General features: G+C 72.3%; 11 protein-coding genes. All 11 read left to right on the top strand.

Translation table 11 applies throughout. The features are described from left to right. The first annotated feature begins 83 nt into the window (after positions 1-83). The 11 genes from AB0E02_RS02960 to AB0E02_RS02910 all read left to right on the top strand — a co-directional run bounded on the left by AB0E02_RS02960 (position 84) and on the right by AB0E02_RS02910 (position 24,768). Positions 84-953: a TIGR03619 family F420-dependent LLM class oxidoreductase gene (locus AB0E02_RS02960; RefSeq protein WP_362135273.1), complete on the top strand. Its 870-nt coding sequence runs from the start codon at positions 84-86 to the stop codon at positions 951-953. Positions 954-1,631: 678 nt separating this feature from the next. Further along, complete coding sequence (locus AB0E02_RS02955; RefSeq protein WP_362135271.1) at positions 1,632-5,129, top strand: amino acid adenylation domain-containing protein; 3,498 nt, start codon at positions 1,632-1,634, stop codon at positions 5,127-5,129. After that, a complete protein-coding gene (locus tag AB0E02_RS02950; protein ID WP_362135269.1) occupies positions 5,126-6,496 on the top strand; it encodes a SidA/IucD/PvdA family monooxygenase in 1,371 nt (456 codons plus the stop codon). Before AB0E02_RS02955 ends, AB0E02_RS02950 begins: the two co-directional genes overlap by 4 nt. Then, positions 6,493-6,849: a cupin domain-containing protein gene (locus AB0E02_RS02945; protein WP_362135267.1), complete on the top strand. Its 357-nt coding sequence runs from the start codon at positions 6,493-6,495 to the stop codon at positions 6,847-6,849. Before AB0E02_RS02950 ends, AB0E02_RS02945 begins: the two co-directional genes overlap by 4 nt. Continuing rightward, positions 6,846-8,369: a class I tRNA ligase family protein gene (locus AB0E02_RS02940; RefSeq protein WP_362135265.1), complete on the top strand. Its 1,524-nt coding sequence runs from the start codon at positions 6,846-6,848 to the stop codon at positions 8,367-8,369. The genes AB0E02_RS02945 and AB0E02_RS02940 overlap by 4 nt, the downstream gene beginning before the upstream one ends. Further along, a complete protein-coding gene (locus AB0E02_RS02935; protein ID WP_362135263.1) occupies positions 8,363-9,181 on the top strand; it encodes an alpha/beta fold hydrolase in 819 nt (272 codons plus the stop codon). The genes AB0E02_RS02940 and AB0E02_RS02935 overlap by 7 nt, the downstream gene beginning before the upstream one ends. Beyond that, positions 9,178-10,536 (top strand): MATE family efflux transporter, encoded by a 1,359-nt coding sequence (locus tag AB0E02_RS02930; RefSeq protein ID WP_362135261.1) that lies wholly within the window; start codon positions 9,178-9,180, stop codon positions 10,534-10,536. Before AB0E02_RS02935 ends, AB0E02_RS02930 begins: the two co-directional genes overlap by 4 nt. A 227-nt stretch (positions 10,537-10,763) precedes the next feature. Continuing rightward, complete coding sequence (locus AB0E02_RS02925) at positions 10,764-12,467, top strand: cholesterol oxidase substrate-binding domain-containing protein (protein WP_362135258.1); 1,704 nt, start codon at positions 10,764-10,766, stop codon at positions 12,465-12,467. Positions 12,468-12,705: 238 nt separating this feature from the next. Next, entirely contained in the window at positions 12,706-13,617 is a 912-nt protein-coding gene (locus AB0E02_RS02920; protein ID WP_362135256.1) for a hypothetical protein, read from the top strand. Positions 13,618-13,784: 167 nt separating this feature from the next. Beyond that, positions 13,785-14,093, top strand: coding sequence for a hypothetical protein (locus AB0E02_RS02915; protein ID WP_362135254.1), 309 nt, complete (start codon positions 13,785-13,787; stop codon positions 14,091-14,093). Between the two features lie 1,039 nt (positions 14,094-15,132). Then, complete coding sequence (locus AB0E02_RS02910; protein ID WP_362135252.1) at positions 15,133-24,768, top strand: Ig-like domain repeat protein; 9,636 nt, start codon at positions 15,133-15,135, stop codon at positions 24,766-24,768. Positions 24,769-24,775 lie beyond the last annotated feature (7 nt).

Raw genomic sequence — 24,775 nt, 5'->3', positions numbered from 1 at the left:
AACGAGCCTTCTTCAACCGGCGCCAGCCATGTCGCCCGGGCGCGTCCGCGCGGGGTACTTAAGGTGGCGCCCGGAGGTGGAGGATGCGAGTGGGGTTGCACGCGCTGGGTATCGGCGAGGGTGCCCGTCCGGAGGTGATCCGTGCGGTGGCCACGGCCGCGGAGACACACGGTTTCGCGAGGCTGTGGTGCGGTGAGCACGTGGCGCTCGTGGACGCGCCCGCCTCGCGCTACCCCTATTCCGCGGACGGCCGGATCGCTGTGCCGGCGGACGCCGACTGGCTGGATCCGCTGCTTGCCCTGGCCTTCGCGGCGGCGGTCACCCACCGGATCGAGCTTGCCTCCGGGGTACTGCTGCTGCCTGAGCACAACCCGGTCCTGGTCGCCAAACAGGCCGCCACCCTCGACGTGCTCAGCGCGGGGCGGTTCAGCCTCGGGGTCGGGGTCGGCTGGTCGGCCGAGGAATTCGCGGCGCTGGGGGTCCCGTTCGCCGGGCGCGGGCGGCGCACCGAGGAGTACCTCGCCGCGATGCGCGTCCTGTGGGCGGAGGATCCGGCTTCCTTCGCAGGGGAGTTCACGCGTTTCGAGGGGATCCGGGTCAACCCCAAGCCGTTGCGCGGCGGCCGGCTCCCGGTCGTGGTCGGCGGCAACAGCGATGCCGCCTTGCGCCGTGCGGCCTCGCTCGCCGACGGCTGGTACGGCTTCAACGTTGCGGCGGCCGATGTGCCGGGGCGCGTCGCCGTTCTTGCCGAGGAGTGCGCCCGCCATGGTCGCGCTGTGGAGGATCTGACGGTCGCCGCGGCACTGAGCGACGGCGTTCCCGAGCACCTGCCGGCGCTCAGGGCGGCAGGTGTCACCGAACTCGTCGTCGTCGGTGCGCCGCCGCCCGGTCCGGATGCGGCGGCTGCCTGGGTCGCGGAACTTGCCCGGACCTGGATTCACCCGGAGAAATAGCCAGGGCCGGCGGAACGTCAGCGGCCTGGCAGCCAGGGCGAGACCTGCGGGCGAAGGGTTGTGTGCACAAAACGGCCAATGTCTCTGCTTCCGCGCCGCAGCCGGCCCAGCCGGGCCGGAAGAAGGCCATCGTCGTAGAGCTGCGACGCCGAGGACCGCGGCCGCGCCCAGGCAGCGTTCACCACATTCGCCCAGGTCTACGGCGCAGGGCTCACCCGGGCCGGCTAGGAAATCACCGGTGGCCAGGGCGAGTTGATGGTGTTCTGGGACGTTCCGGCCGTGCTCTGGGTCCCCTTGCGCACCACGGTCCCCATGGAGTCGTCGGCCTTCCATACCGTCGAGCTGCGGGCCGTGGTGGAGGTCGGCGGCGGCCCTGGCTCCTGCACTCCCGCGCTGGCCATGGGGTTCAAGGGTTTTCGAGGGTGTACAAGCTCGTGGGGTCCACCCGGGCGCGGGTCGGATGCTGCCTGGGATCGGTGGGCAGGCAGACGTCCGATTCCTGCCCTTCCGCGTTTCTTGCGGGTCAATTAAACATGCCTGTGGCACTGGACCATGGCGCCGTCCCCACACTTCCTCACGTATCAGCACAGTGCCTCACGTATGCAGTGCAGTCCCTCACGTGTGCAGCGCAGTCCCACTCAGACCTTTCCGCGACTGGCGGAGATCGGTGGTTTCTCCATGCCGTTTCTGCACGATCTGCTGACCACCCAGGCACGGACGGACGGGGAAGGGATCGCCGCGCTCCTCGGCGATGGAACCCGGTCCGATGACACCGTGACCTTCGGGCAGGCCGAGACCGGTGCCGACCGGGTCGCGGCCGGACTGGCGTCCCTGGGCGTGCGGCCCGGTGACCGCGTGGGCCTGCATCTGACGCGGTCCCTGCAGTTGTGGCCGGCCCTGTTCGGTCTGCTGCGCGCCGGCGCGGTCTGTGTGCCCGTCGACCCGGAGGATCCGGCCGAGCGGCGCCGGACGATCCTGGAGTTCTCCCGGGCCCGCGTCGTGCTCACCGAACGCGCCCTGATCGGTGCGCCCTGGCCGTCCGGTGTGCGTGCCGTCGCCGTCGAGGACCTGCTGCACGAGGCCGCGGCACCGCTCGCCGGACCTGTGCAACTGGCCGACGACGCCCTCGCGTTCATCTTCTACACCTCCGGCTCCACGGGCGTGCCCAAGGGCGTCATGCTCACCCACCGCGCCCTGCTCAGCGGACAGCAGTGGCTGCAGCGGACGTTCCCCCTGGAGCGCGGTGACCGGCACCTGCTGCGGACCACCCTCAGCATCACCAACCTGGTGCGGGAGGTCTTCTGGCCCATGCTCTCCGGCGGCACCGCCGTGGTCGTGCCGCCCGGTGAGCACAAGGATCCGGACCGCCTCGTCGAATGGCTCGAAGCGGGCCGGGTGACGACGCTGATGGTGGTGCCGGCGCTGCTCTCCGGCATGTTGGACAACCCCCGCTTCGCGTCCCTCTCCTCGCTGAAGTACGTCTTCTGCAGCAGTGATGCGATGCCCGGAGCGCTGCCGGAGGCGTTCTTCTCCGTCGGTCTGTCGGCCCGGCTGTTCAACGTCTACGGCCTGACCGAAGCGTTGTATGCCGGTTATTGGGAATGCCGGCCCGGCGTCACGTACGACGGTTTTGTGCCGGTCGGCAGGCCGGCCGAGCTCACCCCGCTGATCCTGGACGAGGACCTGCGCCCGGTCCCTGACGGCGAGACCGGGGAACTGTGCCTCACGGGCACCGGTATGGCCGTGGGCTACGACCGCTTGTCTGAGCTGACCCGGGCGAAGTTCACCGACAGCCCGCACGGCCGGCTGTTCCGCACCGGCGACCTGGGCCGACTGGCGGCCGACGGGCGTCTGGAGCTCCTCGGCCGCCTGGACGACCAGGTCAAGATTGCCGGCTACCGGGTGGAGCTGGGTGAGGTGGAGGCCCGATTACGCGAGGTCCCGGGTGTGACCGCGGCCGTTGCCGTGGGTCGCCGGGGCGCGGGCGGCCACCAGCGCCTGGTCGCCTACCTCACCTGCGACGGGACACCGCCGACCGCGGCCGACATCCGCACCCGCCTCGCGGGACTGCTGCCCGACTACATGATCCCCGCCGCGTTCACCGTCGTCGACGCCATCCCGCTCACGCACAACGGCAAGGTGGACCGCCGGGCGCTGGCCGACCGGGACGGGGTCCGGCTGGAGCTGTCGGAGGAGTACCACCCACCGCGTAACGAGCTCGAACGGTACCTGTGCGGGCTGTGGGAGGAGGTGCTGTCCCTGCCGCGGGTCGGCATCCACGACGACTTCCTCGCACTCGGCGGCGACTCCATCCAAGGCTTCCTCATCAGCGCGAAGGCCAATACGAAGGGACTGGGGCTGAGCTCCACCCAGTTCTTCGCCACGCCTACGATCGCGGAGACCGCGGCCGTCGTCGAGGAACGGCGCCGTGACCGCGGCGACGCCGAGGGCGCATTCGTCGCCGCGCCCTTCGCGGTGGCCGACGAGGACCTGGAGGTCGTACGGCGGATCGCCGCCGAGCCCGACGGCATCGCCACGGTGCACCCCGTCACCGAGATGCAGAAGGGCATGCTCTTCCACTCGTTGCTCGACCCCGACTCGGGCGTCTACGTCGAGCAGTTCCTCTACACCCTCGAAGGCGAGCTCGATCTCGACGCCTACCACCGGGCCTGGCAGGAGGTCGTCGGCCGGCACGAGATCCTGCGGTCGTGGCTCGCGGTGCAGGGTTTGGCGGAACCCTTGCAGGTCGTCCAGCGGCAGGCTGCGCTGGAGTGGACCGTTCTCGACTGGTCGAGCATGCCTGAGGGGCGGCAACGCGGCCTGTTGGACGCCCACCTCGCGGAGGACCGGCGTCGCGGCTTCGTCTACGAACAGGCTCCGCTGTTCCGTCTGGCCGTCATCCGCACCGGCGCCGACCGGCACCGGCTCGTCATGAGCTACCACCACCTCATCCTGGATGTCTGGTCGCTCTTCCTGCTCCTGCGCGACTCCCTGGAGATCTACCACGCCCGCCGTCGCGGCGCCCCGCCCCATCTGCCGGCCACCCGCCCCTTCAGGGATTACGTCGCCTTCGTCCGCGCCCAGGACGGCCGTGCCTCACGGGACTACTGGACCGGGCACCTCGCGGGCTTCGAGGGGCCGACCACGATCGGCCGGACGGCCCGGCCCGGCCTGTCCGCCAGCCCCCAGGAGATGCACGCGGGCGCCGCCTACCCCGTCGGCGCCGACCTGACCGACAGGCTGACCGCCTACGCACGGGCCCACCGGCTCACCCTCAACTCCCTGATCCAGGGCGCCTGGGCGACGGTGATTGCCGGGCTCAGCGCACAGCACGACGTGTGCTTCGGGATGACCATCACCCACCGGCCCGTCGGCCTGTCCCACATCGAGGACATGGCCGGCATCTTCGTCAACATCCTGCCGATGCGGCTCATCCTCGACCCGGCGCGGCCCATAGCCGGCTGGCTGCACGAGGTCCAGCGCACCCAGGTCACCGCCCGGGCCCACGAGCACTACCCCCTGCCCCTGATCCAGGAACATCCCGACGTCCCCAGCGGCCGCCCCCTCTTCGAATCGCTGCTGATCTTCGAGAACATCCCCCACGGCATCGGGTGGGCCGGCCGCGACGGCGTCTCCGTACGGCACGAGCGCAACCTCGGCTGGACCAACTACCCCTTCACCATCGGGGTGATGGCCGAGGGTGAGCTGACCTTCCAGGCCGAGTACGACCTCGCCCACTTCGACCGGGAGACCGTCGACCGCGTGATGGGCGCCTTCCGCGACGTCCTGGAGGCCATCGCCGACGGCGGTGGCGAACCCCTGGGCAAACTCCTCGACCGCGTCGCCCGCTGCCTGCCGCCCCGCACCGCGCAAGAGACGGCGCCCGCGGCCACGGCCCCGCAGCCCCTCCCCGGTGGGCCCACCACCCCACCCGGTACCCCGAACGAGGCCGCCCTGGCCGACATCTGGGCCACCGTGCTGCGCACCGGCAGCGACGCGGTGGACGTGCACACCCCGTTCCTGGAACTGGGCGGCAGTTCCCTGGCGGCGCTCAAGGTCAGCTCGCTCGCCCGCGCGCAAGGGTTCTCCTTCGCGCTGCGCGACCTGTTCAGCCGCAAGGGCACCGTCCATCACCTCGCCTCCTTCCGCGCCGACGAGGAGGGCCGATCCGCGTGACCGGCACCTCCTCGCGGCAGTACCCGCACTACGGGCTGCTCGGCGTGGGCTTCGGCCCGTCCCACCTGTCGCTCGCCGCCGTGTGCGACTCCACCCGCGCCTCGTCCGTACGGGCCCGCCTGCACTGCCTGGAAGCCCGGCCCGCCTTCAGCTGGCATCCCGACATGCTCCTGGACGGCACCCGGATGCAGATCGCCTTCCTCAAGGACCTCGTCAGCCCCCAGGACCCCACCAGCCCGTTCTCCTTCACCAACTACCTGGTCGGCAAGGGGCGGCTCGAACAGTTCCTCAACCTCGGCACCCTGCACCCCACCCGCCGCGAATACGCCGACTACTTCGGCTGGGCCGCGGACCGGCTCGCCCACCACGTCTCCTACGGCTACCTCGTGGAAGGGGTCCGGCCGGTCACCGGTACCGACGGCGGCGTCACCCACCTGGAGGTCGACTACCGCGACATCACCGGGGACAAGCACACCATCGCCGCCGACCATGTGTCCCTGGCACCCGGCGGCCGGCCCGTCGTTCCGGCCGGGGTCGAGCGCGACGCCCTGGACAGCGGTGTCACCTTCCACAGCAGCACTTTCCTGCCCAGCATCGAGCGCTTCCACCAGCGCGGCCGCGACCTGCCCCACCGCTTCCTCGTCGTCGGGGCCGGCCAGAGCGCCGCCGAGGTCTTCCGCTACCTGGCCCGCGAATTCCCGTACGCCGACGTCAGCTTGGCCCACCGCGGGTTCGCGCTCGTTCCGGCCAACAGCAGCCCGCTGGCCAACGAGATCTTCGACCCGGCGTCCGTCGACCTCTTCCACGCCGCCGACGCCACCCGCCGCCACACCATCCTGGCCGAGCTGCGGACCACCAACTATGCGGCCGTCGACGACGAGGACATCCGCGCCATCGCCGAGCTCCTCTACGACCAGCGCGTCCGCGGCGAGGACCGGCTGCGCCTGTGCCGTTTCACGGAACTGGCGGCCTGCCGGGCCGACGGCCCGACCGCCCTCGTCACCCTGCGCGCGCCCTCCAGCGGGCAGGCCCTCACCAGCCGGTTCGACGCCGTCGTCCTGGCCACCGGCTACGACTTCCGCGAGGCCGGTGACCTGCTGACCGGCCTCGAACCCCTGCTCCTGCGCGCCCCCGACGGCACCCTGCGCATCCGGCGTGACTACTCAGTGGAAACGACCGCCAACTGCCGGCCCCGCATCTTCCTGCACGGCGCCGCCGAGCACTCCCACGGTCTGAGCAGCACCCTGCTGTCCGTCCTCGCCCACCGGTCCGCCCGCATCCTCGACTCCGTCTTCGGACCCCGCCCGGATCCGGCCGGCCCCGGACAACTTCCCCTCTCCGACGCCCTCGAAGGAGCCGACGCGTGAGCAGCACCCCCATTGAGCGGCGGGCCGACGCCGCAACGACACCGGAGTACGGCTGCGACTTCCGCCGGATCCTGCCCTGGGGCTCGACGGGCCCGTCCGAGGCCGGCATGGGCGTGTGCACCGTCGCCCCGGCCGCCACCACCACTCCCCATTCCCACGCCGATCACGAGCACTTCTACGTCGTGCGCGGCACCGGCCTGCTCCACCTCGACGGTGAGAGCACGGCCATCGGCCCCGGCGACGCCTTCGTCGTCGACTCCCACCGGCGCCACCACTTCGAGAACACCTCCGCCGAGGAGGAACTGGAGATGGTGTCCGTATGGTCCATGGGCCCCTTCGGAGCGGCCCGATGACCGCCGAGCGCACAAAGCGTCCCCGCTCCTTCCTCGTCACCGCCACGCCCCCGACCACCAACGGCGACCTGCACCTCGGCCATCTCTCGGGCCCCTACCTCGCCGCCGACGTCTTCTGCCGGGCCCAGCGCATGCTGGGCCACACCGCCCTGTACGTCACCGGCGGCGACGACCACCAGAGCTACGTGGTCACCACGGCGCGGCGGCTGGGCGTCGAACCCACCGAACTCGCCGCACGCTGCAACCGCGACATCCGTGAAACGCTCCGCCTCGCCGACATCGCCGTCGACGCCTTCACCACCCCGGACCAGGCGCACCGCGCCCATGTCCGCGACTTCTTCGCCCAACTCCACCGAGCCGGCCGCCTCGCCCGGCGCACCTGGACCTTCCCCTACGACCCGGCGACCGGGCACCACCTCCTCGAAGGGTTCGCCGCCGGGCACTGCCCCGAATGCCTGGCCGAGACCTGCGGCGCGATCTGCGAGACCTGCGGGCATCCCAACGAGCCCGCCACGCTGCTGTACCAGACGCCCAGCGGCGCCGCCGAGCACGCCGCCACCGAACACCGCCAGGCCGACATCCTCGTCCTGCCCCTGGAGGACTACCGGGACCGGTTCGAGGCCTACTACACCCGGCGCCGGTCCACCATGCGGCCGCACGTGTTGCGTTTCGTCGAGGAGATGCTGGCCCGGCCGCTGCCCGACTTCCCCGTCAGCTACCCCGCCGACTGGGGCATCCCCGTCCCGGTCGACGGCTTCCCCGGCCAGGTCCTCAACGTCTGGGCCGAGATGCTGCCCGGCCTGACCCACATGGCCGCCACCGCCCGTGCCGAACTCGCCCCGGGCCGGCCGGCACCGGATGTCTGGGCCCGTGACTCCGGATACGAAGTGGTGCAGTTCCTCGGCTACGACAACACCTTCTACTTCGCCTTCGCCCACCTCGGCCTGGGCTTCGCCCACGGCGGCCTGACCGAACCGGCCGCGATCCTCACCAACGAGTTCCTGCACCTGGAGGGCGCGAAGTTCTCCACCAGCCGGGGCCACCTCATCTGGGCCCGCGACCTCGTCACCAAGCACGGCGCCGACGCCGTCCGCTTCCACCTCGCCCTGTCCAACCCCGAACACCAACCCGCCGACTTCTCGGAGAAGGACTTCCTCACCACCCTCGACACCCGGCTGCAACGCCCCCTCGCCACACTGCACACCGCCCTGACCGCCTACGACCGGCCCGCCCCACCCGACCCGACCGCCACCGAGGTCCTCGGCCGCTACCGCGACCGCATGCAACGCGCCTACGCCCTGGAATCCTTCAGCCTGCGCCAGGCCGCCGAGACCACCGCCCATCTGCTGGCCCTGCTCGCCGGCCGCGCCACCACCGACCCCGCCCTGGCCCTGCACGGCCTGCGGGCCCTCGCCACCTGGGCAGCGCCCCTGCTGCCCGGCCTCGCCGGCGAGCTCCGGGAGCGCTACGGCACCACCGGCCAGGACACCGGGCGCGGGGAGGGGCCCGCCTCGTGGTGACGATCCTCCCCTCTCCCGCGCTTTCCCGTCTGCCTCCGCCGTCGCCGCCGGGCGCCAGGCACGCCGGGGCCACGGCCCTGGTGTGCCTGCCCGGTGTCGGCGCCTCGGCCGGCCTGTTCACCGGCTGGGAGGAGGACCTGCCCGCCACCATCGAAACGTTCGCCTACGAACCACCGGGCCACGGCCTGCGCACCGACGAGAAACCGCACACCGACCTGGACGCCCTCCTCGCCGACCTCATGGACGCCGTCCGTCCCCACACCGCACGACCCCTGGCACTGCTCGGCCACAGCTTCGGCGCCGTCCTCGCCTTCGAGCTCGCCCTCCGCCTGGAACGCGAGGGCACACCCGTGAGCCACCTCTTTCCCATAGCCGCCCGAGCTGCGGCCGGGCGGGCCGGATCACCACCGGGGCGCGAGCCCACCGACGCGGAACTCAAGGCCCGGCTGCGCGCCCTCGGCGGCACCCCGGCTCCCGTCCTGGACAGCGACGAACTGCTGCAACTCCTCCTGCCCGCCGTACGGGCCGACTTCGCCCTCACCGACACCTACCGGCACCGCCCCGGAAGCCGCCTCAACTGCCCGGTCACCGCCTTCGCCGGCGCGGACGACACCGTGGTGGCCTGGGCCTCGGTCCAGGCCTGGGGGGCTTGCACCCGCGGCCGCTTCACCGCCCACCGCGTACCCGGCGGCCACTTCTTCCCGTTCTCGGACCGACCGGCCCGCGCCGACCTCCTGCGCATCCTCGCGAACGCACTGGACCGCCGCCCCGACACGGCCCCCGACCGGCCCGACACCCCGGAGCACGGATGACCGCATCGCCCGACCAGGCCCCCACCCCCGCCTCCGGGAGGATCGCCGCGCGCGCCCACGACCGGGAGATCTGGCGCCTTGCCCTGCCCGCGTTCGGCGCACTCGTGGCCGAACCCCTCTTCCTGCTCACCGACTCCGCCATCGTCGGGCACCTGGGCACCGCTCCCCTCGGCGGCCTCGGTGTCGCCGGGCAGGCGATCGGCACCCTGGTGAACATCTGCATCTTCCTCGCCTACGGCACCACGGCCGCCGTGGCCCGACTGGTCGGCGCCGGCCGACTCGACCAGGCCATCCGCCAAGGCCTCGACGGCATCTGGCTGGCCGTCGGCATCGGCCTGCTGGTCATCCTCGCCGGCTGGCCCCTGGCTCCCGCGATCGTCGACGCCTTCGGCGCCTCCGCGGCCGTCACCCCGCACGCCGAGACCTACCTGCGCATCAGCCTCTTCGGCGTACCCGGCATGCTGGTGGCCCTGGCCAGCACCGGCGTACTGCGCGGACTGCAGGACACCCGCACGCCCCTGGCCGTCTCCGTGGCCACCTTCGCGGGCAACGCCGCGCTGAACGCAGCCTTCGTCTACGGCCTCCACTGGGGCATCGCCGGCTCCGCATGGGGCACCGTGGCCGCCCAGACCGCCGGCGGCGCCGTCTACGTGGCCACGGTGCTGCGCGCCGCACACCGCCACGGGGCCCCGCTGCGCCCCGACCTGGCGGGGCTCCGCGCCGCAGCGACGGCCGGGGTGAACCTCGTCGTCCGTACGCTCACCCTGCGCGTCGTCCTGGTCGCCGGTACGGTCGTCGCCACGTCGATGGGCGACGACGAGATCGCCGCCTACCAGGTGGCCTTCCAGGTGTGGTGGTTCCTCGCACTGGCCCTCGACGCCATCGCCATCGCCGGGCAGGCGATCACCGGCCGCTGCCTGGGCGCCGGCGACGCGCCCGCGGCCCGTGCGGTGACCTGGCGGATGACCCAGTGGGGCCTCGTCGCCGGCACGGGCCTCGGCCTCCTGCTCCTGGCCGTCCGCCCCTGGCTGCCCGCACTGTTCGGCATGGCGCCGCACGTGCGGTCCCTCCTGCTGAGCGCGCTCGTCGTGGTGGCCGTCATCCAAGTCGTGGCAGGACCCGTGTTCGTCCTCGACGGGGTACTGATCGGCGCCGGCGACATGCGCTTCCTCGCCGTGGCCGGCGTCCTTACCACCCTCGTCTTCCTCCCGGCGGCCGGCGCGGTCCACCTGGCGGGCGGCGGACTCGTGGCCCTGTGGCTCGCGATCGGCGTATGGATGCTCGCCCGCCTCGCCACACTCGCCTGGCGCGCCCACGGCGAGGCCTGGCTGGTGACGGGGGCGGTACGAAGCTGACGGACTGCCGCCCCACGGCAGCGCACCCGCCGGTCACGGCAAGGCACGGCACGGCGCGACATGGCACGCGACACGACACGGCACGGCATGGCACGGCCATTGCGTCTGACGGGCCGTCACCCTACACTCCCCGCACCCCCACCGCACCGGGGCGCTCGTACGGTCTCACCCCTACGATCCCGTGCGCGGTGCAGCGGGGCGGCGCGCCGCGTGCCGGAGGGACAGCCATGTCCGATGACAGCGCTCGAAGAACTTCCCTCACCCGCCGCACACTCCTGACCGCGACCGCCGCTGCCGGGCTCGCCGCGGCAGCCGGTTTATCACCCTCGCATCGCATCCCCGTGGGCAGCGCCGCGGCCACCCTCACCCCACCGCCCGGCTTCCCCGCCGGGATCCCGCTCTCCCAACAGGCCTTTCGCAACTGGTCGTTGGAGATCGTGGTCGAGGACCTCTGGACCGCTTCGGCCCGTACCCCCGACGACGTGGTGACCCTCGCCAACTGGGCCCACGAGCACGGTTACCGTCTCCGCGCCCGGGGCAAGGGCCACACCTGGTCGCCGCTGGTGGTACCCGCCGGCGCCGACACCTCCCGCACCCTCATCGTCGACACCACCTCCCACCTCACCGCGGTCAGCGTCCGCGGCGGCAACCCCGGAAGCGTCACCGCGCAGGCCGGGGCGACCCTCGACACCATCCTCACCCGCCTGGAGGAGGTGGGACTCGGCCTCGCCGCGACCACTGCGCCCGGCGACCTCACCATCGGCGGGGTGCTCGCCATCGGTGGTCACGGCACCGGGCTGCCCACCGCCGGCGAACACCCACCCGCCGGCTCCGGCTTCGGCACCCTGAGCTCGCTGGTCACCTCTCTCACTGCCGTGGTGTGGAACGCGGCGGAAGGCCGCTACGCACTCAGGACCTTCACCCGCTCCGACCCCGACATCCGTGCCTTCCTCGTCCACCTGGGCCGCGCCTTCCTCACCGAAGTGACCATGACCGCCGCCGCCAACACCCGTCTGCGCTGCCGCAACTGGTACGACGTCAACGTCGCCACCGTCTTCGGTCCTCCCGGCACCGGCGGCCGGACGATCAGCTCCTATCTGGAGGGCACCGGACGCGTCGAGGCGATCTGGTTCCCGTTCACCGATGTGCCGTGGCTGAAGGTGTGGAGTGTGGCACCGGCCAAACCCTGGCTGGCCAAACAGCTCGACGCGCCCTACCCCTACTCCTTCGCCAACCGTGTCACCGAGGACATGTCGAAGTTGCTCGGAGAGATCGCCGCCGGCGGGGGCGACAAGACACCCGACTTCACCAAGCTCGCCATGTCCATCGTCGGCTCCGGGCTGATCGTCACCGGCACGTGGGACGTCTGGGGCTGGTCGAAGAACAGTCTGCTGTACGTCGAACCCACGACACTGCGCATCGTCGAGGCCGGCTGGGCGGTACTGACCTCCCGGGCGAATGTGCAGCGAGTGGTGAGCGACTTCTACGGTCACTACAGGAGCGTGCTGGCAGCGCACCAGAGTCGTGGCTCCTACCCCGTCAACGGCCCGATCGAGCTCCGCATCACCGGCACCGATCCGCACGACGGCCCCCTCCTCTCGCCGGCCCTCGCCCGTCCCGACCACCCTGAGTGGGACACCGTGGTGTGGCTCGACTTCGCCACCTACCCCGGCACTCCCGGCGCGGCTCCCTTCTTCCGCGAAATGGAGCAACGGATCTGGCAGACCTACACCGGCTCCTACGCGACCGTACGTCCCGAGTGGTCCAAGGGCTGGGCCTACACGGACAGCGGTCCATGGACGGACCCTGCCACGCTGGGCACCACGGTGCCGGCCGCGTTCAACGGCTGGCGCACTGCCCAGGACACACTGAACTCCTACGATCCGGCGCGGGTGTTCTCCAACGCCTTCCTCGACACGCTGCTGCCTTGAGCCACGGCTGCCGCACTGCGCGCACGCCTATGCGTACGCGTACGCACGCCCGCCTACGCGCGTGAGCCTGGGCAGCTCCCCACGTCCGAGCCGGGGCCCTTCCGAGCGCCGCCCCGGCTCGTCCGAACGCCATCTCGCGGCCGGACAACGATGTGCCTCTTCCAGCGCTGTCAGCGGTACGTCAGCCTCACATCACCCCGCTTGCGTCAACCTCCAAGTGGTAGGAAAGGGCGGGTAGTTGATCGACCGAATTGAGGAAGAAAAAAGCATGGACCTGCCGCCAGTGCCCGCCAGCGTCACCACATTCCTCACCTCCGGGAAGCTGCCGCCGGAATTCAGGGCGCTCTTCACCCCTGCCGGAGAGCTGACCGACGAGACGGCCTGGTCCCATGTCGCGTCATCCGTGGACGAATATCTGGCGTCCGGTGGGGTGGACGAGGATGTGCGAGGTGCCGTGGCGCTCGCCGGGGCGTACGGCTGCCTGGCCTCCCAGGAAGACTTCATGGACCCGGACGACATGGAAGAGGCCGGCGAACGGGCCGTCGAGCTGCTACGGCAGGCCGAAGCCAACGGCGTCGACGAGGAGGAGACTTCCGAGCTGTGGTGGTACTCCGAAGACCTGCGGAGCCGTGCAGCCGAGCTCAGCGAATACGAGGCGGAAATGCACGCCCATGTGACCAAGCACCGGACGACGCCGTGGGGGCGGCTGGACGCGAAGTTGGGGCAGGCGCATGACCTTTACTCTGCCGGCGAGCGTGCCGCGGCCCTGGCGTTGTTCCGTGAGGTCGCGGAAATCAGCCCCTGGGAGAGTGAGTTCAGCGGTTGTTCCGACCGCATCGGTGCCGGCTGGTGCCGTCTGCTGCACGACGCCGCCCATAATGACGGACCGGAGGCGGCACGGAAGATATGGCAGGAAGCCAGAGCGCATTATCTGGCGGCGAAGTTTCCCCACCCGGATCACGCCTGGCAGTTGATCGAGATGCTGTTGGGCACAGGCGTGCCGGACATCATCGAGGTGATCGTTCGCGAGTGGGTGGAGGCCGCTGAGCAGGCTGGGACGTCGGACGTACCGGTCACCGAGGATCAGCACCGCATCTTCCAGCTCGCCGTGGCCGAAATCGAGGGATCCCCAAGCAGTCCCCTCACATGAGAAGAACCACAGGCCGGCGCCCCGACCGCCTGACCCGTCTTCATCGCCCGTTCCCTCCTGTCCCGTACGTCCCGCCCGGATCGCACACCGTCGATTTCGTTTAGTGATCGTTTATTGAGGTTCGGCAGGATGCGCAGGGTCGGGAAGGATCCTTCACAGGGGACGGTATGGCCAAGCTGTATCTGGAGAAGCTCAAGTGCGTCACTACTGAGGGCTGGAGCGGCTTCGACGAGCCGAGGCTTGTGGTCCAGGATCGCGGCACCGTGTGGAACGGAACGGTGCTGGGCGACCGGATGTACACCGTCAAGTACGACTGCGACTTCACGGGCAGGATCGCCGTCTCCCTCTGGGAGGACGACGGCCCGGACGAGGATGACAAGCTCGGGAAGCACTGGATCACGGATACGCCTGGTGAGCGCAGTCTGCGCTTCAAGGCGAACGGCGCTGAGTACAGGCTGCTCTATGCGGTGGAGTAGTGCGCTCAAGCTGTAGCAGCACGCCCCAAAACGCGTCGACCGGCCGCGGAGGCTCCGCGGCCGGTCATTGGCGTTCTTCGGGGGGTTACTGCCCCTGGTAGGGCGGCTGTTGCGGCGGTGGGGCGCCGTACGGTCCGGGGTGCGGTGGCTGCCCGGGAGGGGTGACCGGCGGATACGCCTGCGCGCCCGGCTGCTGCGCCGGCGGGTACCCCTGGCCGGGGTGCTGGGCGGGCGGGTACCCCTGGCCAGGGTACTGGGCAGGCGGATACGGCGCCTGGTTCGGCATGCCCGGGCCCGCACCCCAACCCCCGGGAGGGACCTGGGGCTGCGCGCTCCTGCCGCGCTTGCTCACCGCCACCACGACGACGGCCACGAGCGCGCCCAACACGGCCAAGACCACCAACAGCAAAAGCAACGACAAGCCCATCTGTGCCCCTCCCATGCTTCACGACCCGTGCGGACACGCCACGGCGTTGACCCACCTCGACCTTACAAGGGCAGGCACGACAGCAACCCTCGTGCACACCACTCGCAATGATCGGTGCGCCCGCGTGGCCGCGCCCTCGGCCGCGCACCGGGGTTCGACGTCGCCCGCCCGGAGCGCACGCTACTCCCTTCGGGTGATATCGAATGCGGAATGTTGCCACCATCGTCACCGGAATGGATTACTGAGACCGTCCGATTCCGGCGGGCCGCCCATCCTCTCCGGGGGAGTGGAAGGCGTCCTGCCCTTTTTCGTTGCCTCATGCTGACGAGGCATCCCGAGCGCGCTCCTCCGTTGAGGCATGCAGGTCAGGGCCGTTCGGCGCCCCGCGTGCGCCGAGCGGTGTGACAGGCCCGCGAGCTGGCCTGGAGCCGTCATGCATGCAGTCCGTCATGTTCGCCCCGTGTCCCGCACCGGCCTGCGCCACGAGGGCGTGGCCGTGGTCGTCAGAGGCGGCCGGCTCCCGGTGCTGACCACCGCGCCTCCCATGGAGGGACGCCCAGTGGGAGGCGTCGATGCGGTCGCCGGAGTGACCACCCGGGCGAGGACGGTCACATGCTGACGCCGGAGCGCCCGACCGGGACCTTTCTGATCACCGACCGGGACGGGAACTGCCTCGCCGTCATCGACCCGGCCTCCCGCAAGATCGTGCCCACCCTGAACGCACCGGTCCCGCTCGCCGTGCGGGGCGCGGCCGACCAGTTGGTGCTGCGCACCTCCGCGGACCGCGCCGACCTGCCGCGGGCGCTCGACAGCGGCACCCTGCTGAACGGCCTGCCCGGGCTGCTGAAGCGGCCGGCCGCCGCATTGGCGTCGCTGCGGCGGACCGACCTCACCGGCCGGACCGCGGCGCCCGGCCTGCAGAACCTGTCCGGGGTCTTCCCCGACCAGGGCCCGTACAGCGGCGGCACGTTGGTGACCATCATCGGGCGCCGCTTCACCGGTGCCACCGCGGTGTACTTCGGCACCCGACGGGCGGCGAGCTTCGCCGTGCTCGACGACCGGACCATCGTGGCAGTGACTCCCGCGGGCGCCGGCGCGGTCCCGGTCACCGTCACCACTCCCGGCGGCAGCGCCCGCATCGGGTACTTCTTCTACCTGTACTGGCCCAGAATTTCGCGGCTGATCCCCACCACCGGCCCGGTCGGCGGAGGCAATGTGGTGGAGCTGGTGGGCGTCAATCTGCGCACCGCGCTGCTGGTGCGGTTCGGGGACGCGGTGGCCTTCCCCACCGCGGTCTCCGACAGTCAGCTGCTGGTGACCGCTCCGCCCGTCGCCGGTCCCGGCACCGTCCCGGTCTCCGTGACCACCCTCGGCGGGGTGAGCAACCGGCTGCTCTACACCTATGTCGCGGCGCCCTCGGTGACCGGCATCAGCCCGAGCACCGGGCCGATCGAGGGCGGCACCACCCTGGTCGTGAGCGGCACCGGCCTCAGCCGGGTCACCGCGGTCACCGTCGACGGGGTGCCCGCGGTGTCCTTCCGGGCGTTCTCCGACACGCTGCTCCTGGTGGTGACGCCGCCGGGCACGCCGGGCCCGGCCGACCTCGTCATCACCACGCCGGGCGGCAGCGTGACCGTGTCCGGCGGCTACGGCTACCAGGCGTCCACCCGGACCACCGTCAGCTCCGCGCCGGATCCCTCCGTGGTGGGGCAAGCGGTCGCCTTCACCGCCGTGGTGACGGGAGTTCCGCCCACCACCGGCACCCCGTCGGGCACCGTCACCTTCGACTTCGGCGACGGCTCGGCACCCGTACCGGCGGCCCTCACCAACGGCACCGCAACGGTCAGCCACGTCTACACCGACGCCGCCGCCACCCCCTACCAGGTCACCGCCTCCTACGGCGGCGACGTCTTCTTCACCGCGTCCACCGGCACCGACACCCAGGTGGTCGGGGCGGCCTCGACCACCACCTCCGTGCGGGCCGCCCCCGATCCGTCGGTGGCCGGGCAGTCCGTGACCCTCGTCGCGCGGGTGACTCCCGTAGCACCGGGGGACGGGGCCCCGACCGGGACGGTGACCTTCGACTTCGGTGACGGGACCCCCACCGTCACCGCCCCGCTGGTCGGCGGGGTCGCCACGGTCGGCCACACCTACACCGACGCCGCCGAGACCCCCTACGCGATCACCGCCGCCTACAGCGGGGACCCCGACTTCAGCGCCTCGACGGGCAGCGACACCCAGACCGTCCAACAGGCCGCCTCCGCCGTCGGCGTGAGCCTCGACCCCAACCCGACCGTGGCCGGCCAGCCGGTCACCGCCACCGCGACGGTCACCGCCGTCCCGCCCGGCGCGGGCCCCCCCACCGGCACCGTGACCTTCGACTTCGGTGACGGAACCCCCACCGTCACCACCCCGCTGACGGGCGGGGCGGCGTCCGTCGACCACGCCTACGCCGACGCGTCCGCCACCTCGTACACCGTCACCGTCACCTACAGCGGCGACGGCGACATCGCCCCCTCGACGGGGACGGCCACCCAGACCGTGGGCCCGGCCTCCTCGACGACGGCCGTCACCGTGACGCCCGATCCCGCGACGGTGGGCGAGCCGGTGACATTCGTGGCGACGGTCACCGCCGTCCCGCCCGGCGCGGTCATCCCCACCGGAACGGTCACCTTCGACTTCGGCGACGGCACCCCCACCGTCACCGCTCCCCTCACCGACGGCTCCGCCGCCACCTCGCACACCTACACCGGTGCCGCGCAGAGCCCGTACACCGTCACCGTCACCTACAACGGCGACGCCGATGTCACCCCGTCCGTGCAGACCGTCATCCTCGCGGTGCAGCCGGCCGGCACCACCACCGCCGTGGCCTCCGCGCCCGACGCCTCCGCGGTGGGGCAGGAGGTGACGTTCAGCGCGGCGGTCACCACCGTTCCGCCCGGCGCGGGCACCCCCACCGGGACGGTCACCTTCGACTTCGGCGACGGCACCCCCACCGTCACCACCCACCTCACCGACGGCACCGCGCAGACCACCCACGTCTACGGCGCCGCCGCGGACATCCCCTACCAGGTCACCGCCACCTACCAGGGCGATGCCGACTTCACCGCGTCCACCGGCACCGACGCCCAGACCGTCGAGCCGGCCGACACCACCACGGCCCTGACATCGGTGCCCGACCCCTCCTCGGTGGGCCAGGCGACGACCTTCGTCGCCAAAATCATCCCCGAGGCGCCGGCGGCCGGTTCGCCGACGGGCACCGTGACCTTCGAGTTCAGTGACGACAGCCCGCCGGTCACGGCGCCGGTCGCGGGCGGCACGGCGACCGTCAGCCACACCAACCCCGAGGTGTCGGACAGTCCGTACACGGTCGCGGCGACGTACAGCGGCGACGACAACTTCAACCCTTCGGCGGGAGCGGACAGTCAGGTGGTCACCAAGGCCGTCTCGATGACGACGGTCAATGCGACACCGGCCCCGTCGGTGACCGGACAGACCGTCACCTTCAGTGCCATCGTGCAGGGCGTCCCGGCGTCCTCGGTCATCCCCACCGGCACCGTCACCTTCGACTTCGGCGACGGCAGCGCACCCGTCACGGTGCCCCTGGCCGGCGGCACCGCCGACACCGCCCACGCCTACACCAACGCCTCGCAGAGCCCGTACGCGGTGACCGCCAGCTACAGCGGCGACACCAACTTCACCGACTCCCGCGGGAGTTCGCTGCACAGCGTGGAGCAGTCGGCCACCGTCACCACCGTCACCGCCGCGCCCGACCCCTCGGTGACCGGTGAAGCGGTGACGGTCACCGTCTCACCCGTCGCGCCCGGTGCCGGCATTCCGACCGGCGAGGCCACCTTGGACTTCGGCGACGGCAGTCCGGTCCTCACCGCCCGGCTGGTCAACGGCTCGGCCACCGTCACCCACGTCTACACCAGCGCCGCCGACAGCCCCTACACCATCACCGCCCACTACAGCGGCGACGGCGACTTCGCCCCGTCGGACGACACCGTCGTGCACACCGTGGCCCCGGCCGCGACCACCACCACGGTGACCTCGTCGGCCTCGCCCTCGGCGGTGGGCCAGACCGTGACGCTGATCGCGCGGGTGACGCCGGTGCCGCCGGGCGCCGGTACCCCCACCGGGTCGGTCACCTTCGACTTCGGGGACGGCTCCCCGACCGTCAGCGCGCCGGTCTCCGGCAATCTGGCCACCGTGACCCACGCCTGGACCAGCACCGCGGGCAGCCCCTACACGGTCACCGCGTCCTACGCCGGGGACGGGGACTTCGCGGCCTCGGTCGGCACGGCCCTGCAGAGCGTGGCGACGAGCGTCTCGACCACCTCCACGACGGTCAGCTCGTCGCCCGACCCGTCGGACGTCGGCGGGACGGTGACCTTCACCGCAACGGTCGCGGTGGTCCCGCCGGCCTCGGGCACCCCGACCGGCAGCGTCACCTTCGAGTTCGGCGACGGCTCCCCGACGGTCGTGGTCCCGCTGGCCGGCGGTACGGCGACGGCCAACCACGCCTACGCCGCCGCCGGTTCCTACTCGGTGACCGCGGTCTACAGTGGCGACGCCGACTTCGCGGGGTCGTCCGGGCTGGACACCCAGACCGTCGACCGGGCCGGTTCGACGACGCTGGTGTCCGCGCCGGATCCCTCGACGACCGGCGAACCGGTCACCTTCACGGCGACCGTCGCGTCCGCCACGGCCGGCGCCGGCACCCCCACCGGGTACGTCACCTTCGACTTCGGCGACGGCTCACCGGCGGTCCGCGCCCCGCTCGCCGACGGCACCGCGATCGCCGTCCACCCGTACACCAGCACCGCCGGCAGCCCCTACACCGTCACCGCCACCTACAACGGCGACGCGAACTTCACCGATTCCTCCGGCACCGACACCCAGACGGTGAGCGCCGCGGCCACCGCCACCACGGTGGTCGCCTCGCCCCACCCGTCGTCGGTGGGCCAGCCGGTCACCCTGACCGCGGCGGTCTCCACGATCGCCCCGGCGACGGGGGAGCCGACCGGCACGGTCACCTTCGACTTCGGCGACGGCTCCCCGACCGAGACCACCGCCACGGTGGGCGGACTGGCGACCGTGGTGCACGCGTACACCACCGCCGGAGGCAGCCCCTACACCGTCACGGCCACCTACAACGGCACCGGCGACTTCCAGTCCTCCACGGTCACCACCACACAGGTCGTGGTGCAGACCGCGGCCACCCTCACGGTCTCCGCCGGCGCGGGCCCGTCGGTGGTGGGCGAGCCGGTGACCGTCGCGGTGACGGCCGCGGCGGTGCCGCCGGGAGCGGGGGTGCCGACCGGCACCGTCACCGTCGACTTCGGCGACGGCACGCCCCCCGCCACGGCGGCACTGACCGGCGGCTCCGCGCTGTTCACCCACGCCTGGACCAGCGCCCTCGGCAACCCCTACGCGATCAGCGCCGTCTACCACGGCAGCGGCGACTTCACCACCGCGGTGGCCGGCGCCACCCAGACGGTCCTGCCGGCCGCCACCACGACCACGGTCGCCGCCGGGCCGGAGCCGTCCGTCGCCGGTCAGCCGGTCACCTTCACCGCGACGGTCGCACCGGTGGCGCCGGGCGCCGGCACCCCGACCGGCACCCTGGCGTTCGACTTCGGCGACGGCACCACACCGGTCGCGGTGCCCGTGGTGGCCGGGGTGGCCACCGCCCAGCACGCCTTCGCCGGCACCGCCGGCAGCCCCTACACCGTCACCGGGACCTACGGCGGCGCCCTGGACTTCACCGCCTCCGCCGGCACCACCGGCCACGCCGTCGGCCGGGCGGCGTCCGGGGTGGTGATCACCATGGGGCCGGACACCTCGGTCTCCGGCCAGCCGGTCACCGTGACCGCGACGGTCACCCCGACCGCGCCGGGCGACGGCACCCCGACCGGCACCGTCACCGTGGACTTCGGCGACGGCACCGCACCGGTCGCGGTGCCGCTCGTCGGCGGGGCGGCGACCGTCACCCACGCCTGGGCCGGTGCCGCCGGCAGCCCGTACGTCGTCACCGCCTCCTACGGCGGGGACGCCGACTTCGGGCCCACCACGGCGACCGCCGGGCACACCGTGGCCCCGGCCGCGAGCAGCACCTCGATCGTCTCCGTCCCGAACCCGGCGGTGCCCGGCCAGCCGGTCGCCGTCACCGCGACGGTCGCCGCGGTCGCCCCCGGCAGCGGCACCCCGACCGGCACCGTCACCTTCGACTTCGGCGACGGCTCCCCGTCGGTCACCGCCCCCCTGACGGACGGCACGGCGACCACCACCCACGCCTGGACCACCACCGCCGGCAGCCCGTACACCCTGACCGCCACCTACAACGGCGACGCCGACTTCACCGCGTCCGGCGGCACCGGCACCCTGACCGTCGGCCCGGGCGCGAGCACCACCACCGTCACCGACCTCCCGGAGCCGTCGGTGACCGGCGGTCAGGTGTCGTTCTTCGCCCGGGTGACGCCGGATGCGCCGGGCGCCGGGGTACCGACCGGGACGGTCACCTTCGACTTCGGCGACGGCACCGCACCGGTCGTCGCGCTCCTGTCCCAGGGGCTGGCGACGAGCACGCACACCTTCACGGGGGCGGCCGGCCCGTACACGGTCACCGCCCACTACAGCGGCGACGACGACTTCACCGCCTCGGCGGGGGTCGAAATCCACACCGTGCAGCCGGCGTTGACGACGACGGTGGTCGACTCCTCGCCCGACCCGTCGGTGTCCGGGCAGCCGGTGACGGTGACCGCCACCGTCACGCCGGTGGCACCGGGCGCCGGGACGCCGACCGGGACCGTGACGTTCGCCTTCGGCGACGGCAGCGCACCGGTGGCGGTGGCGCTGACCGGCGGCACCGCCTCCGTCCCGCACACCTGGACCACCACGGCCGGCAGCCCCTACGCCGTCACCGCCACCTACGGCGGGGACGCCGGGTTCACCGCGTCGAGCGGCACCGGCACCCAGACCGTCACCGCGGCGGCCACCGTCACCACCCTGACCTCCTCCCCCGACCCCTCGGTGCCCGGCCGGTCCGTCGACCTCACCGCCACCGTGGCGCCGGTCGCCCCGGGCGCGGGCACCCCCACGGGCACGGTCACCTTCACCTTCGGCGACGACACCCCCTCGGTCACCGTGCCGCTGGCCGGCGGCACCGCCTCCGTCCCGCACACCTGGACCACCACCGCCGGCAGCCCCTATGCGCTGACCGCCACCTTCAACGACGACGGCGACTTCGACGCGTCCACCGGCATCGACACCCAGACCGTGGGCCCGGTGACCGCGGCGATGACGCTGTTCTCCTCCCCGGCCCCGTCCACCGCGGGGCAGAACGTCACCTTCACCGCGCGCATCTCCGCGGTTCCTCCGGGCGCCGGCACCCCGACCGGTACCGTCACCTTCGACTTCGGCGACGGCACCGCACCGGTCACCGCGCCGGTCCTGGGCGGGGTCGCGACCACCGACCACGCCTACGCCACCACGGCGGGCAGCCCGTACCAGGTCACCGCGTCCTACAGCGGGGACCCCGACTTCACCACCGCCACCACCACCGCGCCGCACACCGTGACGGCCGGCGCCGCCACCACCTCGACGACGGTGACGTCCTCGCCCGACCCCTCGGTGACCGGCCAGCCGGTGACCTTCACCGCCACCGTGGCCCCCTCGCCGAACGGCGGCGGGGTGCCCACCGGCACCGTGACCTTCGACTTCGGCGACGGCACGGCGCCCCTCACGGCATCGCTGTCCGGCGGCATGGTGACCGTCGCGCACCCCTACACCCGGGCCACCGGCAGCCCGTACGGCGTCACCGCCCGGTACAGCGGTGACGCCAACTTCAGCTCCTCGTCGGGCACCGACACCCAGACCGTGCTGCCGGCGGCGACCACCACCACGCTGGTCACCACCCCGGACCCCTCGGTGACCGGTCAGCCGGTGGCCCTCACCGCGACGGTGGCGCCGGTCGGTCCGGGGGCCGGCGTGCCGACCGGCACCGTCACCTTCGACTTCGGCGACGGCACCCCGACCGCGTCGGCGCAGCTGTCCGGCGGGGTGGCCCGGATCAGCCACTCCTACTCCAGCGCGGGCGGGCCGTACCCCGCGACCGCGAGCTACAACGGGGACACCAGTTTCACCGTGTCGACCGGCACCGACAGCCAGACCGTCGGCAAGGCCGCCACCACCACCGCCGTGGTCTCCTCCCCCGACCCCACCGTGGTCGGCCAACCCACCACCCTCACCGCCACGGTGACCCCGATCACCCCCGGCACCGGCACCCCGACGGGCACGGTCACCTTCGACTTCGGCGACGGCAGCCCCACGGTGACCGCACCCCTCAGCAACGGCCTGGCCACCACCACGCACACCTACACCGCCACGTCCGGAAGCCCCTACAGGTTCACCGGCACCTACAACGGCGACACCGACTACACGACGTCGACCGGCACCGACACCCAGACCGTCGGCAAGGCCGCCACCACCACCGCCGTGGTCTCCTCCCCCGACCCCACCGTGGTCGGCCAACCCACCACCCTCACCGCCACGGTGACCCCGATCGCCCCCGGCACCGGCACCCCGACGGGCACGGTCACCTTCGACTTCGGCGACGGAACGAGCCCCGCCACGGCCACCCTCTCCGGCGGCGTCGCCACCCTCACCCACACCTACACCGGCACCTCCGGCAGCCCCTACACCCTCACCGGCACCTACAACGGCGACACCAACTACACGACGTCCCACGGCGCCGACACCCAGACCGTCGGCAGGACCGCCACCACGACGTCGCTGGTCTCCGTGCCCGACCCCGGTGTGGTGGGCCAACCCGTCACCCTCACCGCGACGGTGGCGCCGGTCGCTCCCGGGGCGGGCACTCCCACCGGCACCGTCACCTTCACCTTCGGCGACGCCACCGGCTCCGCCACCGCCACCCTCTCCGGCGGCGTCGCCACCGTCACCCACACCTGGACCACCCGCACCGGCAGCCCGTTCACCGTCACCGCCGCCTACAACGGCGACACCAACTTCACGACCTCCACCGGCACCGACACCCAGACGGTCAACAAGGCCGCGACCACGACCACCGTGACCTCCTCCCCCGACCCCTCCGTCGCCGGGCAGAGCGTCACGCTGACGGCCACGGTCGACGCGCAGGCCCCCGGGGCGGGCACCCCGACCGGCACGGTGACCTTCTCCTTCGGGGACGGCACGGGCACGGCCACCGCCACTCTCTCCGGCGGCGTCGCCACCCTCACCCACACCTACACCGGGGCCTCCGGCAGCCCGTTCACCGCCACCGCCACCTACAACGGCGACACCAACTACGCGACGTCGAGCGGCACCGACGCCCAGACGGTCCACAAGGCCGCGACCACGACCACCGTGACCTCCGCTCCCGATCCGTCGGCCGCCGGCCAGAGCGTCACCCTCACCGCCACGGTGGCGCCGGTCGCCCCCGGTGCGGGCACCCCCACCGGCACCGTCACCTTCACCTTCGGCGACGCCACCGGCTCCGCCACCGCCACCCTCTCCGGCGGCGTCGCCACCGTCACCCACACCTGGACCACCCGCACCGGCAGCCCGTTCACCGTCACCGCCCTCTACAACGGCGACACCAACTTCACGACCTCCACCGGCACCGACACCCAGACCCTCAGCAGGCTCCCGACCACCACCACGGTGACCTCGACGCCCGACCCGTCCGTGTCCGGCCAGTCGGTCACGATCAGGGCGACGGTGTCCGCCACGTCCGGCACCCCCACGGGCACCGTTACCTTCACCTTCGGCGACGGCACCGGCTCCGCCACCGCACCGGTGTCCGGCGGGACCGCAACGATCACCCACACCTACAGCGGCACCACGGGCAGCCCGTTCACCATATCGGCCGCCTACGGCGGGGACGCCAGCTTCGCCGCGTCGACCGGCACCGACCCCCAGACCGTCAACCGGGCCACCACCTCCACGGTCGTGGTCTCCACGCCGAACCCCTCGTCGACGGGCGACACGGTGACCGTCACCGCGACGGTCACCGCGGTGGCCCCCGGTACGGGCACCCCCACCGGCACCGTCACCCTCGCCATCACCGGGCGCACCCCGCAGACCGTTTCCCTGGTCAACGGCCGGGCCAGCGCGCAGTTCAACCCCCTGCCGAAGGGGACGCACCTGGTCACCGGCAACTACAACGGCGACGTCAGCTTCGCCCCCTCCAGCGGATCCACCACCCAGACGGTCTCCAGCTGACCGCGAG

The organism is Streptomyces sp. NPDC048196 (assembly GCF_040652715.1).
In the GTDB taxonomy this organism is placed as follows: Bacteria; Actinomycetota; Actinomycetes; order Streptomycetales; family Streptomycetaceae; genus Streptomyces; species Streptomyces siderophoricus.
The sequence above is the reverse complement of the archived record's forward strand: the minus strand, read 5'-3'. Positions and strand labels throughout refer to the sequence as shown.

What these genes read in the sequence shown, in the direction of transcription:
- AB0E02_RS02960 (WP_362135273.1), top strand. Translation starts at nt 84, where the DNA reads ATGCGAGTGGGGTTGCACGCGCTGGGTATCGGCGAGGGTGCCCGTCCG.
- AB0E02_RS02955 (WP_362135271.1), top strand. Translation starts at nt 1,632, where the DNA reads ATGCCGTTTCTGCACGATCTGCTGACCACCCAGGCACGGACGGACGGG.
- AB0E02_RS02940 (WP_362135265.1), top strand. Translation starts at nt 6,846, where the DNA reads ATGACCGCCGAGCGCACAAAGCGTCCCCGCTCCTTCCTCGTCACCGCC.
- AB0E02_RS02930 (WP_362135261.1), top strand. Translation starts at nt 9,178, where the DNA reads ATGACCGCATCGCCCGACCAGGCCCCCACCCCCGCCTCCGGGAGGATC.
- AB0E02_RS02925 (WP_362135258.1), top strand. Translation starts at nt 10,764, where the DNA reads ATGTCCGATGACAGCGCTCGAAGAACTTCCCTCACCCGCCGCACACTC.
- AB0E02_RS02915 (WP_362135254.1), top strand. Translation starts at nt 13,785, where the DNA reads ATGGCCAAGCTGTATCTGGAGAAGCTCAAGTGCGTCACTACTGAGGGC.
- AB0E02_RS02910 (WP_362135252.1), top strand. Translation starts at nt 15,133, where the DNA reads ATGCTGACGCCGGAGCGCCCGACCGGGACCTTTCTGATCACCGACCGG.